At 66.4% G+C, this 18,796-nt stretch carries 10 protein-coding genes and 1 pseudogene; 8 read left to right on the top strand and 3 right to left on the bottom strand.

Annotated elements, in window-relative coordinates; genetic code table 11:
• Nucleotides 1-23 precede the first annotated feature (23 nt).
• Entirely contained in the window at nucleotides 24-3,161 is a 3,138-nt protein-coding gene (locus AB0F10_RS17525) for a hypothetical protein (RefSeq protein ID WP_360625339.1), read from the top strand.
• A gap of 188 nt (nucleotides 3,162-3,349) precedes the next feature.
• The gene (locus AB0F10_RS17520; protein ID WP_360625336.1) at nucleotides 3,350-10,468 is read left to right on the top strand and encodes an RHS repeat-associated core domain-containing protein; all 7,119 of its coding nucleotides are present in this window, start codon (nucleotides 3,350-3,352) and stop codon (nucleotides 10,466-10,468) included.
• A 384-nt stretch (nucleotides 10,469-10,852) separates the two neighbouring features.
• Here AB0F10_RS17520 and AB0F10_RS17515 read toward each other — a convergent pair.
• A pseudogene (locus tag AB0F10_RS17515) lies at nucleotides 10,853-11,058 on the bottom strand (IS630 family transposase); the annotation flags it as partial.
• A gap of 166 nt (nucleotides 11,059-11,224) precedes the next feature.
• On the opposite strand from AB0F10_RS17515, the gene AB0F10_RS17510 reads away from it, so the two are divergent.
• Nucleotides 11,225-12,310, top strand: a complete 1,086-nt coding sequence (locus tag AB0F10_RS17510) for an IS110 family transposase (RefSeq protein ID WP_360625333.1) — start codon at nucleotides 11,225-11,227, stop codon at nucleotides 12,308-12,310.
• A gap of 246 nt (nucleotides 12,311-12,556) precedes the next feature.
• Here the strand turns inward: AB0F10_RS17510 and AB0F10_RS17505 are convergent, their stop codons facing one another.
• Together AB0F10_RS17505 and AB0F10_RS17500 are read right to left on the bottom strand one after the other, a co-directional pair.
• On the bottom strand, nucleotides 12,557-13,009 hold the full coding sequence (locus AB0F10_RS17505) for a hypothetical protein (protein ID WP_360625438.1): 453 nt from the start codon (nucleotides 13,007-13,009) through the stop codon (nucleotides 12,557-12,559).
• Between the two features lie 1,096 nt (nucleotides 13,010-14,105).
• A complete protein-coding gene (locus AB0F10_RS17500) occupies nucleotides 14,106-15,188 on the bottom strand; it encodes a hypothetical protein (RefSeq protein ID WP_360625330.1) in 1,083 nt (360 codons plus the stop codon).
• Nucleotides 15,189-15,281: 93 nt separating this feature from the next.
• Here AB0F10_RS17500 and AB0F10_RS17495 point away from each other — a divergent pair, with 93 nt between their 5' ends.
• The 5 genes from AB0F10_RS17495 to AB0F10_RS17475 all read left to right on the top strand — a co-directional run bounded on the left by AB0F10_RS17495 (nucleotide 15,282) and on the right by AB0F10_RS17475 (nucleotide 18,544).
• On the top strand, nucleotides 15,282-16,115 hold the full coding sequence (locus tag AB0F10_RS17495; RefSeq protein WP_360625327.1) for a hypothetical protein: 834 nt from the start codon (nucleotides 15,282-15,284) through the stop codon (nucleotides 16,113-16,115).
• A 243-nt stretch (nucleotides 16,116-16,358) separates the two neighbouring features.
• Entirely contained in the window at nucleotides 16,359-17,183 is an 825-nt protein-coding gene (locus tag AB0F10_RS17490; RefSeq protein ID WP_360625324.1) for a transposase family protein, read from the top strand.
• A 173-nt stretch (nucleotides 17,184-17,356) separates the two neighbouring features.
• A complete protein-coding gene (locus AB0F10_RS17485; RefSeq protein WP_360625321.1) occupies nucleotides 17,357-17,692 on the top strand; it encodes a hypothetical protein in 336 nt (111 codons plus the stop codon).
• A gap of 13 nt (nucleotides 17,693-17,705) precedes the next feature.
• Nucleotides 17,706-18,098, top strand: coding sequence for a hypothetical protein (locus AB0F10_RS17480; RefSeq protein WP_360625318.1), 393 nt, complete (start codon nucleotides 17,706-17,708; stop codon nucleotides 18,096-18,098).
• A 221-nt stretch (nucleotides 18,099-18,319) separates the two neighbouring features.
• The gene (locus AB0F10_RS17475) at nucleotides 18,320-18,544 is read left to right on the top strand and encodes a hypothetical protein (RefSeq protein WP_360625315.1); all 225 of its coding nucleotides are present in this window, start codon (nucleotides 18,320-18,322) and stop codon (nucleotides 18,542-18,544) included.
• Nucleotides 18,545-18,796: the final 252 nt, after the last annotated feature.

The raw sequence follows: 18,796 nt of genomic DNA, 5'->3' as shown, positions 1-18,796 counted from the left end.
GACGGCGGCTACGCCGACTTTCGGTGCTGGCTGAGGTGGCGCTGCTGACATCGGTACTGGTGGTGCCGGCGAGTAGTGCTTCCGCTGCGGTCCCGACCTCCGATCCGGCGGCCGTCGCGTCGAAGGTGTCCGGTGACGACGACGCCGGCACGGTCGAGGGGGCCTTGCGGGAGGCCGCCGCGACCGGTAAACCCGTGGAGGTTGCGGCCTACACTACCGAGACCGATTCGCTGGAGGCGCGTCCGAACGGCCAGTTGGCGTTGACGCAGGCGCTGGCGCCGGTGCGCAAGAACGTCGCCGGACAATGGCGGTCGCTGAACCCGGAGCTACGGCCGAATGCGGACGGCTCGTGGTCGCCGGCGGTGATCCCTGGTGGTCTGCGGCTTTCCGGTGGTGGTAGCGGGCCGTTGGTGACGATGTACTCGGGGGAGTCGTCGCTGGCCTTGTCGCTGCTGATGCCGCCGCCGACGTCGCTGCCGATGTCGCTGCCGAACCCGACGATCAGTGGGGCCACGGCCACCTACGCCAACATCTGGCCCGGGATCGATCTCACTGTCACGGGTGACGAGTACGGCTCGTTCACCGAGGTCTTCGTGGTGCATAGCGCCAAGGCGGCGGCGAATCCGCAGCTGCGATCGTTGCGGTGGGGGACGCAGACGAAGAACCTTCAGCTCAGTGCGGACGCGGCCGGCAACCTTGAGGGTCGTAACAGCAGCGGGACGCTCATTGTGTCGGCGCCGGCTCCGACGATGTGGGATTCCGGCGTCTCGGCTGGGCGGGCGACCAGCACGGACTCCACCGGCAGGCTCGTGGACGCTTCGAGCGGCGAGCCCGCCACCTCGACGGCCAGGAGCGCGGGCGTTGACGCACGGGTCGCCCCCGTGCAGGTCACGGTGGATGACGTGAGCCTGACGCTCGTGCCGGACAGCGCTCTGCTGACCTCGGTGGACACGGTGTATCCGCTCTACATCGATCCCGGCTTTACAGCGCCGAAGAAGTCCGCCTCGGGTTCATCGACGTCATGGACGCACGTGGCGTCGAACTACCCGACCACCAGCTATTGGAAGGCCAGCGAGCTTAAGGTCGGCTACGAGGGTTGGCTTTCGCCGTACTTCAAGGCGCGGTCGTTCGTCACGTTGTCGGTGCCGTATTCCACGCTGAACGGTGCGACGATCTCCAGCTCGGAGCTGCAGCTCGCCGAGACGTGGTCGGGCTCCTGCACGAAGACGGCGGTCAACCTGTACCGCACCAAGGCGATCAGCTCCTCGACCACGTGGAACAACCAGCCGGCCAAGGGCAGTTTCGTCGATTCGGTGTCCGCTGCGAAGGGGAACAGCGCCAGCTGTCCTTCGGGCAACCTCAGTTTCGACACGACGGCGTTGATCAACACTGTGGTCAAGACGGACAAGGCTTCCAGTGTGACCGTCGGGCTGTACGCGGATGAGTCGGACAGGGACAGCTGGAAGAAGTTCTCCCCGAAGGTCAACACCTCGGGTGACTACGGATCGTTGACCACGCTCTACAACCACACCCCGGTGGCGCCGCCGGCGTCGAGTATGACGACGTCGCCCGCAACTGCCTGTGCCGGCGGCGCGATCGTCGGTGACGCGAACGTGAAGTTGCAGGTGGTTCCGTCGGACGTGGATCACCAGAACGTGGGCGTCGGGTTCGAGATGTACAAGAACGGCACCCGGTTCTGGCAGAGCAACGACGGCAGAACCTCGGATACTTACATCCCTTCGCATTACAGCTCCACGCTCGGTAAGTACACCCAGGCCGTCGTGACTGTGCCGAAGGCGACTCTGGAAAACGCTGCGGCGGGCGTCCAGCAGGTCTTCACGTGGCGGGCTCGGGTGTGGGACGGCATTGCGGAAAGTGCCCTGGGCTCGTCCTGTTCGTTCAGCTTCGATGCCAGTCGTCCGGGCCAGACCGAAGTCACCGCGGTCGAGACCGACCACACGATCGGACAGGTCGCGCACTTCGATGTGGCCGGCACCGGCGTGACCTATCAGGTGTTGCTCAACGGGGTGGCGCAGCAGCCGGCGAGGGCGGACAGCAGTGGCGCCGTGACCATCGCCGTCACCCCGACACGTGTCCAGAATTCCCTGAAGGTCACTGCGGTGTCCGCCGGCGGAAACGTGAGCACGTACCCTAACGACTCCTCGTTCCCCGCGGCGGCGCCTGCGGTGGCGGCTGACGGCGACCTGAGCACCGACGGGATCCCGGACATGACGGTCGTCGGGACCGCCACCGGTACGCCGAAGACAGGCCTGTGGACCGCCGTCGGGACCGGCTCCGCCGGGGTGCTCGCGACCAGCGCGAAGAATGTGGGTACCAACGGCAACGGCCTGACCACCGTCGGCACCTCGGCGGACTTCGCGGGAAGTCAGGCGTTGGTCGGGCACTTCCGCGGTGCGTCGGTCCAGGACGTCCTGGTCTATTACCCGCAGGCGGTGACCAACAGCGACGGCTCCTCAACCGAGGCCGGGACGGGAGTCATCATCCCGGGCAACGCCGACGGGACACTGCTGCCAGACGATCCGGAAGACGTGAACAAGTTCACCAGCGACAACATTACGAATCCGGATATCGAGCTCGGCGTCCCGACCAGGGTGGTCAACGGCGGCAACATGGTCGGCCACCCGGCTGACGCGTCGGTCGCCGCCGGAGTGGTGCCGGACCTGATCGGTATCGCCACCTCCGCGGTCGGCCCGGTACTCGAGGTCATCCCCAGCGACGGGGTCAGCGCCGCCGGCTATCAGATGGGTCAGATCCTGCACGCCGCGGCCGACTCGACGGACCTGCTCACCCCACCGGTGGCCGGCACGAGTTGGTCGGAGTGGCGGATCGCGTCAGCGCAGACCGCCAACGGCCTGGAGCTGTTCTTGTGGCGGCCAGGCATCGCCGGAGTGTGGCGGTGGAGCGAGCTGACTTACCAGGACAACGACGACGGATCGGCGGTTATGACGGTCGGTTCGTCGGTGCAGGTTTCGTCGACGCTGTCGATTTCCGCGGTCTGCACGGTCCAGGCTGTCGACGTCAATGCGGACGCTGTCGCTGACGTGCGGGTGATCAATGGGATCGGTGTAGCCCTCGCGCACCTGAGTAACTCCGCGGGGACGGCGCTGATCGAGCAGACGCGCCAGCAGCTGACCTGGTGATTCGGTTCGGCCGGCCGGGTAGTCCCGGCCGGCCGGAATGCTGCTTCTTCTTTCTTTCTTCGAGGTTCTGATCCAAACGGCCTGGGCTCTGCGGCGATCCGTGGGGGCCTACGGATAGTCGCGGGGTGTGTGTGATGAGGTCACGTCGGGGTGCGATGTCACATGTGGTGGGTGGCAGCCTGCACCGGATGTCGTTCGTTGGCGCCGTGGTCACGGCGCTGTTGCTCGCATCGGCGGGGGAGGGGTCCGCCCGGCCGGTGACCGGTGACGTCGATCTGACGCCGCCGAAGGTCACGGCGGTGAAGGCGGCCAAGAACGTGCACGCGCTGGCTGCCAAACGCCACGCGTTGAGCGACGCGGCGGCGACCCCGTACAAGGCCGACCGCCAGACGTGGCCGGCGGCGAAAGTCGTAGACGTCACGCCGCCGGTGCCGACGGGTAGCTCCTCGTCCGGAGCCGCGACCAAGGCGACCGGCACCCCGATCAGCGTGCAGGCCGTCGGAAAGACCGGCACCGGGTCGGTCTCGGTCGCTACCGTCGCGCACGACGTCGCAGCCAAGGCCGGGATCCACGGCACGATCTTCACCCTGAAGGCGAAGACCAGTCGCAGGGCTGCGGTGACCGTCGACTACAGCGGCTTCGTCAACGCCGAGGGCGGCAACTTCGGCTCCCGGCTTCACCTGGTGACCCTGCCGGCGTGTGCGCTCACCACTCCGACCGTGCCGGCCTGCCAGCAGCAGACCGGCGTGGTGTCGAAGAACAACACCGCCAAGAGCACCGTCACCGGAACCGTCGCGCTGACCGCAGCGACCAGCCAGGTCTTGGCGCTGTCGACCTCCGACACCGCCACCGCCGCCACCATGGCGTCCGCGGCGACGTCGTCCGCAGACGGCGGCGCCCCCGGCGGCTCCTATCAGGCCACCAGCCTGTCACCGACGGGTAGCTGGACGCAGGGCGGCTCGTCCGGGTCGTTCAACTACTCGTACCCGATCGCAGTCCCGCCCGCGCGCACACAGCTGCAGCCGGACCTGTCGCTGAGTTATGACTCGGCCAGCGTCGACGGCAAGACCTCCTCCTCGCAGGCGCAGGCCGGCTGGGCCGGCGACGGCTGGTCCACCCCGTCCTCCTACATCGAGTGGACCTACGCCAGTTGCAGCGACGACCCGGGTGGCTCCCCCGCGCCGTCCAAGACCTCGGACCTGTGCTACGACGGGCCGATCGTGACCATGTCGCTCAACGGCGGCAGCGCCGAGCTCGTGCAGGATGCCGCGACCGGCAAGTGGCGGGAGCGCAACGACAGCGGCGCGGTGATCACGCGGACGACCGACTCGTCGCTGGCCAACGGCACCTACGACAACGACTACTGGAAGGTCGTCACCCGCGACGGCAGCACCTACTCCTTCGGCCTCAACCACCTACCCGGCTGGGCCAGCGGGAAGACGGTGACCAACTCGGTGCAGACCGTCCCGGTGTTCTCCGCCCACTCCGCCGACCCCTGCTACCACCGCAGCGCGGCGACCTGGGCCGGATCGGTGTGTTCCATGGGTCTTCGGTGGAACCTCGACTACGTCACCGACGTGCGCGGCAACGCGATGTCGTACTACTACGGCAAGCACACCAACTACTACGGGCAGAACCTCGGCGCGACCATGGCGTCGTACGTCCGGGACACCTACCTGAGGGAAATCAACTACGGGTTCGTTGCCGGGCAGGCGTACGGCCTGGTCCCGAACAAGGTGCTCTTCGCGACCGGGCCGCGGTGCTTCACCGGCACCTGCACCTCGCTGACCGCCAGCACGGCCTCGAACTTCCCGGACGTGCCGTTCGACCTGATCTGCGACTCCGGCGCCAAATGCACCGCCCAAGGCCCGGCGTTCTTCTCCACCGTGCGGCTTACGTCGATCACGACGCAGCAGTACAACACCACCGCCGCCACCCCCGGCTACCAGACGGTCGACAGCCATGTGCTGACCGAGACCATTCCGTCGGCCAGGACCGGGGACACCGCCGCACCCACGCTGTGGCTGTCGAAGATCACCCGCACCGGCTCCGACCAGCGTGCCGGGCGCTCCACCAGCGCGATCACGATGCCGAGCATCGGATTCACCGCGACGGCCCTGCAGAACCGGGTCGACACCACCACCGTGGTGCTGCCGCTGCTGTACCGCAACCGGATCAGCGCGATCACCACCGAGTCCGGCGAAGTGATCGGCATCGACTACGGGCTGACCAACCCGTGTACGACCTCGAACAAACCCACCCCGGCCACCAACATCAAGTCGTGTTTCCCGGTCCGGTGGACCCCCGGCGGCTCTGCCACCGTCAACGACTGGTTCAACCGGTACGCAGTCACCCGGGTGGCCGAGTACGACGCCACCGGCGGCGCCGTCGCGAAGGTCTCCTCCTACGGCTACGGCGCCCTGGCCTGGCACTACGACGTCAACGAGGTCGTCAAGAAGAAGTACCGCAGCTACGGGCAGTTCCACGGCTACGCAACCGTCACCACGACCGACGGCGACGGCGTCAACGACCCGAAGACCAAGCACCTCACCCGCTACTACCAGGGAATGAGCAAGAACAACTCGACCGCGGTCGTGACCGTCCCCGATTCCCAGGGTGGCGAGCACGAAGACCTCGACGAGCTGCAAGGCAAGGTCCTGGAGGACACCACCTACCAGGGCGACGCCGGAGTCATCGACTCCAGCACCATCTCCTCGTACTGGGTGTCCGCCCCCGTGGCCAGCCGCCCCCGTACTGGGCTGCCCGATCTGGAGGCCAAGGTCGTCGCCCCGGCCAAGACCTGGACCCGGCAGCGGATCACCTCAGGCTCCACCACCAGCTGGCGGATCACGGCGAACGAGACCAGCTACGACGACTCGACCACCAGCAACACCTTCGGCCTGGCCAAGGCCACCTACATGCACACCGTCCCGGCCAACGCGGCCTACGACTCGTGCACGGTGACCGGCTACGCACCGGTCAACACCGCCAAGAACCTCGTCGGGCTGGCCAACCTCACCGAAACCGACTCGGTAGCCTGCTCCGGCTACACCGCCGGCAACCCCACCACCCTGCCCGCCTCCGGCAACAACCTCGCCGCGCCGGCCAACGTCAACCGGCCCGACCAGGTCAAGGCGGCCAACCGCACCTACTACGACGGCGCCACGTCACTGACGACGGTCCCCACCATCGGCCGGTCCACCATGATCGAGCAGGCCACCGGCTACAAGGCCGGTGCGTTCGTGTGGGCACTGCAGGGCAAAACCACCACGGACAGCTACGGGCGGATCACCTCCGCCACCGACGGCAACCTGCACACCACCACGACCGCCTACACCGACGACGCGTACGGCCTGGTCACCGCCGTCAAGGTCACCAACCCGCTCACCCAGTCCGCTACCCAAACCCTGGACCCGGCCCGCGGTCTGGTGCGGACGAGCACCGACGCCAACCAAAGAACCGCCACCGTCGAGTACGACACCGTGGGCCGGCTCACCGGAGTCTGGACCGATTCGCGCGCGATCACGGCGACACCCAACTCCAGTTTCCTGTACGACGTGTCGCAGACCGGCGTCACCTCGGTAACCACGAGGAAGATGAACTCCACCGGCGGGTTCATCGTGTCCACCCTGCTCTACGACTCCCTTATGCGGCCACGGCAGACCCAGACCCCGACCCCGCAGGGCGGACGGGTCGTCACCGATACCTTCTACGACTCCCGCGGCTGGGTGCAGGCCCGCAACAACAGGTGGTGGGACAACACCACCACCCCCAACACGACAATCGTCACGGCGAGCTCCCTGCAGGCCGCCGTGCCCAGCGGTGACACCTACTTCTACGACGGCCTCGGCCGGGTCATCGCCGACGAATCGACCAACAACGGTGTGGTCGTCTCCACCACCCACACCGTGTACAACGGCGACCGCGTCACCACCTTCCCCGCCCAGGCCGGCGATCACACCAAAGCCTTCCCGGCTGCCTCTGCAGGCGGCATCATCCAGGCCACCGTCACCGACCCGATCGGACGCACCACCGAGCTGCAGCAGTACACCGGCGTCCCGGCCGTAACCGCCCCGGGGAACACGTTCACCGGCACCTACACGGTCAGTGGCGGCACGGTCACCAAGACCAAGTATGGATTCGACGGACACGGCCTGCAGGACACCGTCACCGACAACGCCGGCAACACCTGGACCAACACCTACGACCTGATCGGGCAGACGGTCGCTAAGACCGACCCTGTCGCCGGTGACAGCACCAGCGCCTACGACAGCGTCGGCAACGTCACCGAGACCACCGACAAGGCCGGCCACACCATCTCGTACGCGTATGACGCGATCAACCGCAAGACCGATCAGTGGTCCGCCCCGTTCGCTGACCGCAGCGACGCGACGAAGACGGCGCACTGGGACTACGACAGCGCCACCCTCACCTACGGCATCGGCAAACTCGCCAAGAGCACCACCTACGTCGCCGGGGTGAGCGGTTCCGCGTACGTCAACGAGTCGACCGGATTCAACATCTTCGGTGAATCTCTGGGGGAGACCGCCACCATCCCCGCCGCCGAAGGGGCACTGGCCGGCACCTACACCTACAGCCACACCTACGGCTCCCTCACCGGCCTCAAGATCCGCGACACCTACCCCGCCATCCCCGCAGCAGGACTGCCGTCACAGACCCTCACCAGCACCTACAACGGATTCCTCGACCTGCCCGCCGCCCTGACCGGCCTGGAGAACGAAACCTCCTACGACGCCTACGGACGCGTCGAGCAGGCCACCATCGGCTCCGGAAGCAACGTCGCCTACATCACCAACACCTACGACGACCACACCGACCGCGTCATCAAGCGCGCCGTGCAGCGGGCCTCCACCGCCACCCAACGAAACATCGAAACCAAGACCTACGACTACGACGTCCTGGGCAACATCGCCTCCGAAACCCAGACCCGCCTCGGTGCCACCGATACCGGCGAAACCCGCTGCTACCAATACGACCGTGTGCAGCGACTCGCCGCGGCCTGGACCGCCATCGACGCCTGTGCGGCCACACCCACCAAAGACAGCCACACGACGGTCGGGGATCCGCTCGACGCGAAGGCCGCCTACTGGACGACCTGGACCTACGACGCGATCGGCCGGCGCACCAACCAGACCCAGCATGCCGTCACCGACATCGACGCCGAGGCCAGCACCGACTACACCCACACCGACACCGACCGACCACTGATCCTCAGCTCGGCGACCACGACCACCGTCACCCCGCAAACCGGCGGCGGGACCCTGACCACCACCACCGCCACCGGCTACGGCTACGACAGCCTCGGCAACCTCAAGACCCGCACCGGCACCGAGTTCGGCGACCAGAGCCTGAACTGGACCGACACCGGCGAACTCGCCTCCGTCGCGTCCACCACCAAGGGCACCAGCGCCTACACCTACGGCGCAGACGGGCAACTGCTGTCCCAGCACGACCCCGACACCTGGACGCTGTACCTGCCCGACGGCCAACTGAAGCTCAAGACCGCCACCAGCACCGTCACCGGCGTCCGCTACTACAGCCTTCCCGGCGGCGGCAGCGCGCACCGCACCGGCAGCGGCAACGCCTACGGCTTCGACATCGCCGACCCGCACGGCACCGTCGAGCTCGTCCTCGACTACACCGCCCAGAACCCCACCTGGCGTGCCTTCACCCCCTTCGGTGAAACCCGCGGCGCCAGCGCCGACTGGCACGACAACCGCACCTTCCTCAACAAGCCCGCCGACGACACCACCGGCTTCGTCAACATCGGGGCCCGTTCCTACGACGCCAGCACTGGCATGTTCATCAGCCTCGACCCGGTCCTCGAACCCGGCGACCCGCAACAGCTGTCCGGCTACGCCTACGCCGCCAACAACCCGATCTCCTACGCCGACCCCACCGGGCTGATGCTGCCCCCGGACGAACGCCCCGGCTACAACGGCCCCGGAACCAGCGACACCGGCGGCACCGGCAACGGCGGCAACACCGGCGGTGGCGGCAATACAGGTGGCGGCGACACCGGCGGTGGCGGCAACACCGGCGGTGGCGGCAACACCGGCGGTAGTAACGGCAACGGATGCACCAAGGGCAACAACGGCTCCACCGCCCAGCCGACCAAACACAAGCCCTTCTACAGTCGCGGCTGGGACTGGGTAGTCGAGAACAAGAACACCATCGCCGGGGTCGCCGTCGGCGTCGCCGCCTATTCCGTATGCACCGGCGCCACCATCGGCGGCGGCGCCCTCGTCTGCATGGCCGCTGCCGGAGCCGCCGGAAAAGCAACCACCGACGCCCTCAACGGCGACATCCACAGCGGCACCGACTTCGCCGAATCACTTGCGGTCGGAGCTGTCGAAGGCGCACTCGCCAGGCCCCTTGCCGTCATTGACCTTGTCGGCCAAGGCCAAGCCATCTACAACGACTACAAGGAAGGCGACGTCGCCGGCGGGGTCGGACATGCTGCCCTCGCAGGACTCGACGCGGCAACCATCGTCGGCGGCGTCAAAACGAAGGGCTGCCCCAACAGCTTCGCCCCAGGCACGTTGGTCCTTCTTACGAACGGTAATCGCAAGCCAATCGAAGACGTCACCCTCGACGATCAGGTTGTCTCCGCAGACCCCGAGACGGGCGAGGCGGGAACGTTCCCGGTCGTGGCCCTCATCAAGGGCGACGGCGCCAAGGCGCTCATCGATTTGGGCCTCGACGTAGACAACGACGGAACGGCCGACGCACACGTCACGGCTACCGACGGCCACCCCGTCTGGAACGACGACACACGGTCCTGGACCCGCGCAGACACGCTCATCCCCGGCGCGCACCTGCTAACTCCGGACGGACGCCACGTCACCCTGGACAGCGCCGACTACAGCTACCAGGAAACAGTCACCGTATACAACCTCGAGGTTGACGTACTCCACACGTACTATGTACTCGCTGGCAGAACGCCGATTCTTGTTCACAACGCAACGGCATGCCAGAAGGCTGACCTTACGTTGGGTGCTGGCCCAAACGCCCGTACGGGAGTAGCCCTAGTGAGGGGCGACATCGAAGCGCCGGGTGTTCGAGAGTTGGTCAACGAAGCAGGAAACAATCACGGTTGCCATACCTGCCCGGCCACCACCCCTGGCACCAAGGACGGGGATTGGATCCCAGATCACCAGCCACCGACGAGTCTCGTTGATATCGGGAGCCCTCAGACGGCGTATCCTCACTGCCTACCCTGCGCCAGACGGCAGGGTGGTGTCGTCTCGCAGCTTTCACAAGAGAGGAGCAAAAAGGAATGGTAGCCAGTGGCCCCGTAGTTGCATTTCTGGCGAAGGTCGAACACGGATCTATAATCTTGCGAGATGCGAGAAGTGACGACGATGTCTCGGACTGGGACCCAGAAACAAGTAACTGGCATATAGAGGGCAATTCCCTCATCTTTGGAGTGCAGGCCGGTGTTGATGGCCCTGTCGAGTGTGAGGTATGGAAGTCGGTACCCAATGCGACGTTGCCCGAACTGCTTTTCGAAGCATCATTGTCATGTCCGTCGGGGTGGTTAGTTTTGCATGACCCGAACGAGCACGTCCGACTTCAGTTCATCGGAATTCATGGCTCCGTGCATTGTTCGGTAATGGTAGATGATCCGCAATTTCCCGCGAAGGTGCAAATCCTGTTGAAGGCGGCAGTCAAGTAGCGTAAGCCCTTGGCCAGAGTTCCTTCCCGTAACCTCGGGTAGCCAGGGCGAGGTCCAGGGTGCCGCGGTGGTTAGGTTCTGGGCGTTGGTGCGGTGTTGGAAGAACGCATGTGTTTAGGGCATCCGGTCGGTGATGGACGCGGTGAAGGTGTTCGCGAGTTGTCGTTTCAGCGCGACCCAGATCCGTTCGACGGGGTGACCTGCGGTTTCCCCGGACGTGATTGTCCGTTGTGGAGGCTGGTCGCTTGTTGGTCACTCGTTGTCGCTTGGACCGTTTCGGGTGCATTTGGGTGTCGCGTTGCTTCGTCACAGCTCTCTGATGGCATGAAGGAGCAGGGCCTCGCTCCTCGTGACTCCCGGCGAGATGCTCGGGGTGCTCACTAATCCTCACGGTGAAGGAGGCCCCGCCATGCAGGAAGAGTACGACGGTAGGCAGGTCGTGGGTATCGATCTGCACCGGCGCCGGTCGGTGATCGTGCGTCTGTCCGAGGCCGGTGACCAGCTCGGGTGTGTGCGGATCGATAACGATCCGCTGCGGTTGGTGGCGGAGATCGGCAAGGCCGGGGAACACCCGGAGGTGGTCCTGGAGGCCACCTACGGCTGGTACTGGGCCGTCGACGTGTTGCAGGACGCCGGTGCCCGGGTGCATCTGGCTCACCCGCTCGGGGTGAAGGGATTCGCGTATCGGCGGGTGAAGAACGATCAGTGTGACGCCGCCGATTTGGCGGATCTGCTGCGGATGAACCGGCTCCCGGAGGCCTATGTCGCGCCGCCGGCGGTGCGGGACCTACGGGAGCTGGTTCGGCACCGAGCCAAGCTGGTCGCGTTGAGGTCCGGGCTCAAAGCCGGTGTGCACGCGGTGCTGGCCAAGCAAGGTCTGCACATCCAGGTCAGCGATCTGTTCGGTGTCGGTGGCCGGCAACTGCTCGAGGCGGCCGGGCTGGACGGCCCGTACCGGGCGCGGGTGCACGCGTATCTGCGGTTGATCGACGCGTTCGGGTTCGAAATCGATGTCGTGTCCGGGCAGCTGCGGGCCCGGCTCTGCCACGACCGGGGATATCTCGCGGTCCAGGCGGTGCCCGGGGTCGGCCCGGTGCTGGCCGGGGTGTTCGTCGCGGAGATCGGCGAAGCCGGCCGTTTCCACGACGCCGCTCATCTGGTGTCGTGGGCCGGGCTGACTCCGAAACACCGCGAGTCCGACACCACCGTGCGGCGCGGGCCGATCACCAAGCAGGGCAGTGGTCTGGTCCGGTGGGCCGCGATCGAAGCCGCGCAGAAGATCCCCGCCACGGCCGGCTGGCTGATATGCAACCGGGCCCGAATCGCTGAACGCCGAGGCCGGAACGTTGCCACCGTCGCGGTGGCCCGTAAGCTGCTCACCCTGGTCTACTACGGCCTGCGTGACGGGCACATCCGCGCCCTCGCCCCGCAGGTCAAGGCTGCGGCGTGAGCAGGCTCGAACGTGACCGGATGCGAGATCGTGCGCAGGTCTGACCCCCGCCCACCGGCGGCGTGGTCGCGACTCTGATTGATCCCACCCGGCCACGGCCGTAGATCACCATGCCCCCGGAACAACTGGCGGGCGGATGGATGACCGGCAGCCGAGCCCTTGGCCTGCCCTCCGGAACTGATATCCCGGAACCACGGTGAACGCGGCCACCACGACAACCGGCGCCTGCGGCGCCCCTCACCGCATTCAACTCGGCCAGCGGAGTTTCACTCCCGCAGCCCTACCCCCGCACGGGCTTCTACAGCCCGGAACCAGGGCAAAGAGCACAAGCCATCCAGCCACGGAGCACTTGACCGGCCCTGCTCCTTCATGGATGACCTGCGGTTTCGACGCCGGTCGGGGTGTTAGCGCGGGGTGGTGTGGTGGACGTCTGGGTGGGCCTCGGCGCGGTCCGGGCCGGCGGCGCCGGTTCTTGGCGGTCATCTTTGCGCGGGCGTTGCGGGCGGTGGTGAGGATGAGTCGGGCGGTGGCTTCGGCGGCCTTGTGCTGGGCGGCGGGCAGCACGCTGGTGTAGGTGTCGGCGGTCAGCACGATGCTGGCGTGCTCGAGCTGGTCCTGGACGGTCTTGAGGTTGGTGCCGGCGGTGTGCGCGAGGCTGGCCGCCCCGTGGCGCAGGTCGTGCAGCCGGACCGGGGGCAGGCCGCACAGGTCGGTCAGTAAGCGAAGGCGTTTCGTGAAGTAGTTCGGGTGGAACGGCAGACCGTCCGTCCGAGCGGGTGAACACGTATCCGGAGGCCCGCCAGGTCCGGCCGGTGAGCAGGTACTGGGCGCGTCGGTGGCGCAGGTGCGCGCGCAGCACGGTGACGGTGCGCTGGTCCAGCGCGATGGTGCGGCGGCTGGCCGCGGATTTGGGTGGGCCTTCGATGACCTGGTAGCCGACGGTGGTGCGCTGGTTGGTGATGGTCAGCTGCCGGGCGTCGAGGTCGACGTCGTACCAGCGCAGCCCGGCGGCCTCACCGCGGCGTAGGCCGTGTAGGGCGATGAGCCACCACAGCGGGTAGAGCGGATCGTCGGGGGCGAACTCGAGGAACTCGGTCAGCTGCGCCGGGGTCCAGACCGCGACGCCGGGGCGGACACCGTCGGTGTGCCAGTCCTCGACGCGCCCCTTCGGTCCAGACCACCGCCTGGGGGTCGCGCCGGCGGGCATCTCGACCCGACGGGCCGGATTATCGGTGATCATGCCTTCTAAGATCGCGGCGTTGTAGGCGGCGCGCAGGGTTGCCCGGATGCGTTGCAGGGTGGCCGGCGAGCGGGGCAGCCCGGCGGGGGGGGTGGTGCCGGCGGCGAGCTCGGCGAACATCGCCGTCAGGTGCCGGCTGGTGAGTTCCGTCAGGCGCAGGTGTCCGATCGCGGGGATCAGGAACTGGCGGACGTGGCGGGTGTAAATGGCGTGGGTGGTCGGCCTGATCGAGGTGCGGGTGGTCAGCCAGTAGATCAGCCACCGGGCGATGGTCCAGGTGTGCCCGGCGTACTGCTTCCGGGACTCGGCCTGCAATGTGCGGTGCGGGCCTGCCGGGCCTCGCCCTGGGTGCGGTAGCCGCCGTGACTAACCTGGACCGGCTTGTCGAGCAGATCTCCGATGTAGCAGCGGTAGTACCAGGTGCCGTGCCCGCGCTCGCCGATACGGGGACAACGCGTGCGCAGCCGTCGCCGGGTGCCGGCGTCGCGGCACCCGCATTGCTTGAACAGTCCCGGCGTCATGAGAACCTCCCACCGCGTGGCGTGGTTTATCGGTTCACTCTGCCGCGGTACCGCGAGGTGCGCGCTGAGGTAGCGGACTCGCATCCGGGATGATCCGCTCGAAGGTTCCCTGCGGTGTGGCAATGATCAAGGTGAGGGCTTCCGCGTCCCGGACAACGGCCAGACCGAGTTCGGAGTCCGCCACGGCCTGCAACTCGTCCGCACTCCAGCGCCGCAATGAACGGTGTGCCTCGATCCACGTCGTGTCCGGTGTCGTGCTGGCACTGTGTGGTAACCGTTTGGAACCCGGTGTTCCCTTGACGATGTTGGCGAATGCGACGGCGAAGGTCCGCACCGCGTGAGTGGTACGGCGTAGCCGCTCGTTGAGCGTGTCCTCAGGTCCGGCAGGCAGAAATCCATCCGGGAACGCGACGTCGATATAGGTTCCGGCGCGTCCCGACAGCGTGGCGCCCGGCGGCATGCCGTCGATCGCATACCTGGCCACGACCCGCTCGTCGACGAGTTCACCCGGCGGGCTCGGGTGAACGAAGACAGCGCTGGAGGGTGGTTCGACGTAGATCTCGGGATCGACGGCCGTGGCCCACGCGCCGACGAGCGACCCCTGGTCGAGCCCGTTCGACCAGCCGACGAGGTATCTCAAGCCGGCGCGGAGCTCATCGAGATGTAGGTCTTCCGGCTCGCGGCGAAAGGGTTGAGAGGCACGGATCAGGGAGAACTGGGGTTCCAGCACACCGTCCAGACATGCCTGCTCCAGCAGGGCGCCGAACCCTTCCTCCGAGTCGGCCACAGGGAAGAAACGGGGGCTGCTGGGTGATCGGAGACGATGGTGGATGGTGAAGATTGCTACTGATTCGGTGACGAGCGCATCGAGACAGGCCCACAGCTCATCGACGTAGCGCCGGAAGACCGCGGTGAGCTGCTCGCGTGCGCCGCTGGGAAAGTCGGCATAGGCGACGATCGTGCCTGCGCCGCTGCCGCCCTCGTCCGAATCCGTGATGACGCCGGTGTCGAACAAGCCCGCATCCAGAAGTCCGTTCCACGCCGCGACGAGTTCGTTGCTCGCACGACCGGCTTCGGTCAGGTGCCCGACCGCCGGTGGAAAGTACTGCGTGATCACGGCTCCTGACGGTACCGGCAAGGCCAAACCGATCGTCGCTGGCCAGCGTCGGAGCTATACACGCCGCCTCAGCGGCGCTTGTACCATCACGCCATGACAGTGGATCCCACCACGCTTCATGGCGATCAGCAGGCGTTATTCATGGCGATCCCGGCAGACGGGACGTCTATGAGCAATCCGATCCTGCAGAAGAAGCTTGGCTGGGACACTGATCGATATTTTCAGGCCCGCGACGCACTCGTGGATCTCGCCTTGATCGTGCGAGGCCGCGGCCGCGGCGGCGTGGTGCGGCGTGTCCCGGCGGAGCAGCCAGCCGAGGAACGAACCGTCGCCGTCGTGGTTGAAGCCAACGCTGATCCGGCGACGACGGCCGCCACGGTCGAGGCGGTAATCAAGAACGAACTCGCCCTCTATGATCCAATGCGGCGGGTCATCGCGACTGACTGGGCCAAGGACCACCGTCGAGATCCGCTCGCGGTGGAGATCACTGCGCTGCAAGGCCGGCGAGCGACCGGCGGTACATGGTCGCGCCCGGACATCGTCAGCGTCGAAGTACGCACCTTCGCCTACGTGCCCGGGAAGTATCTGGAGGTCGCCACCTTCGAGATCAAGGCGGCCAACGCGATCAACGTCCAGGCCGTATACGAAGCGCTTGCGCACCGCCGCTCGGCTACCCACTCGTACGTGCTTCTCCACGTGCCCACCGACCAGGCTGAGCAACTTGAGGAGGACGTAGCTGACGTTGCCGAGGCCGCTCGGGCACACGGCATCGGCGTAATCACGGCCGGTGTCCCAGGGGACTACAACACCTGGGAGGACCGCGAGGAGGCCCGCCGGGTAGAACCCGATCCCGAGCGCCTCAATGATTTCGTTGCGAAGCAGCTCTCCGACAAGACCCGAGATCTCATTTCCCGCCGGCTCCGATAGGTGCCTGGCAACACTTTTTCGAGGCGACCGAAACGACCCGGCGGTCGTTTATGAGCCGCGAGCGACGATCCAAGATCGAGTTAAATGAGGCTTTCCGAGTAACGGCCTGAGCGCTCTGGGTGGCGGTCTTCCTATCGCGTGTGGACACGCCCAAACCTGTTGTGGTGCAACGAAAAAGCGCAGAACCCCGGTAGGAAGTGGACTTCTCACGGAACACTTCACACCAAGGGGTCCTGCGCCGCCATGAGTGTCACATACACCGCTGTCCTGCCCGTGTCCGGCCACACCGTGTTGTTCCTGTCCGGTCTGCTGAACGCCGAACGACGACGCCTCGCGACCAGGACCGGAACCCGTTCGCTGGGCTGTTACCGGCAGGCGATCCTGGTGCTGCGCTGGCTGCTCGACGGCACCCGGATCACCCAGTTGGCCGCCGACAACAAGGTCAGCCGGTCGACCGGATACGCCTACCTGCACGAGGGTCTCACCGTGCTCGCCGGCCAGGCTCCCGGACTGTCATCGGTCCTGCTCGCCGCGAAAATGGCCGGCTACGCCCACGTCAACATCGACGGCACGCTGATCGAGACTGACCGGTGCCGCACCCCGGGACCGACCCCAGGAGTGGATCTCTGGTGGTCGGGAAAGCACGACAACCACGGCGGGAACGTGCAGGTCATCACCGCACCGGACGGCTGGCCGCTCTGGACCTCACCCGTGCGACCCGGCCGCGAACACGACACCACCGCCCTGCGCCGCCACAGCGAAATCCTGCCGCTACTGACCACGTGGACCGACGACGACCTACGTGTGCTCGGCGACCTGGGCTACGAAGGCGAACAGGCCACCATCACCGTCGCGTTCAAGAAACCGAAAAACCGGTCCTGCACCACCATCGAGCAGCAGTTCAACCGAGCCCACAACGCCGTCCGCGCCATCGGCGAACGCGGGAACTCCCTGCTCAAGACCACCTTCAAAGCTCTCCGCAACGTCAGCCTCTGCCCCTGGACCATCAGCCGGATCACTGCAGCAGCCCTGGTAATCCTGCACATCGAGCACGGCCGGACCACCTGAAGAAGACCATCACCCAACGTCAACGGCCGTTACTCGGAAAGCCTCACTCTCATGCCGCTGACAAAGCGCGGTGCAAGCTTCGGCCTGCACCGCGTTTGGGCGTGCCCGGTGGGCGGAGAGCCCCGCGGCGCGGGGAAATAGGTTCTGGCCATAGCCAGACTGATACTTACTGGATGTCAGTCGCCTCGAATCGCCATCGGATCCTGGAAGCGCTGCGCCGTGGTGGGCGTCCGCTGGACGATGACCGGCTCTCCGCTCTCGCCCAGGTCTATCCGAGGCAGCAGGTCAACCAGATCTGCCGGGCGCTGGAACGTGAGGGCGTCGTCCGTCGCTACTCGGGGCCTGATCAGAAGCTCGTGAACGAGCTGACAGGCAACGCCATCACGCTGATCCCGGCGAAGACGGATGGGCCGGTGGGGCACGAGGGTGATGCCGCGCCGGAGCCGATCGCCATGACCGGTGACCCGGCGTTGGTTTCCGCGCCCGGGGCACTCTCGCGAGCAGCGTGACGCCGAACGGGTCATGCTCGATCTTCTCGGCCTTCAGCTCGGAGTCGCGCTCGAGCCCACCCGTATCGACGTGGCCGACGGCACGCGTGTCGAGGTCGACGGGGTTGACGCCGAACGCACAGTGCTGGTGGAGTGCTGGGCCCACCAAGGGCCGCCGAAGGTCGCGCAGAAGCACAAGGTTCTTGCCGACACGCTGAAGCTGACGTGGATCGCGACGAAGATAGAACCGAGGCCCCGGCTGTATCTGTGTCTCGCCGATCCCCTCGCGGCCAAGCCGTTTCTGCCGACGTCGAAGTCGTGGGCGGCCTACGCGTTGCGGGATCTCGGCGTCACGATCGCGGTGGTCGACCTCCCTTCCGAGGTACGCGACGGGGTACGAGCCGCTCAGCTGCGTCAGTACCGGTGACGACCCAATAGCTCCTCCGGTAGTGAGGCCGGTCTGTACGGCTCAGGCCGTCGGGTCGAAGAGGGGTTTGCCGATTGTCGGCTGCTTCTGACCGTATGCAACACGCGAAGCGCGCCCGCGTACGAGTGGAACCGCGCATCTCCCCGCCGAGCTCTTGGCCGACGGGGCGGGGATCCCTGCCCGACCTCGCCATGTCGTTGTGGGCTTACGGGTGGGTGTGCGTGAAGGTGAAGGTCAACTACACCCAGGCCCTGGAAGCGGTCACCGAGGCGGTGGAGCTCTATGAGCCACTCGTGCGGCAGTTTCCGCAAATGTTCGCCGGACAGCTCTTCTCGGCATACCGGACCCTGACGGACGTGCTCGACGGTCTTGGCCGAGCCGAGGAGGCCGCCGAGTTACGCCAACAACTCGACGAGGTGGCCGGCGGTGGGCCAGCCAAGCCATGATGGTTGGCGCCTACCAAGAACCCCGGTAGGTGTACACGCACACTTACGGTGAGAAAGGCCCGGTATGTCACGCCGCAGCCAACACATCTTTGACTGCTCACCGGCTCACTACGGTCACGCCTTCAACCGACTCCGCTTGCATGGTTATGCATGAGCCCTAGTACGGCAGCCGCCGTTCGTGAGGTGACCTCGGATCCCGCAGGAATTGGGACGGCCACCGCATGATCGTCTGTGCGTTGTGGACACAACATC

The sequence above is a fragment of the Actinoplanes sp. NPDC026623 genome (genome assembly GCF_040638275.1).
Classification (GTDB): domain Bacteria; phylum Actinomycetota; class Actinomycetes; order Mycobacteriales; family Micromonosporaceae; genus Actinoplanes.
Note: the sequence above shows the minus strand (reverse complement) of the source record. Positions and strands in the feature narration are given on the sequence as shown.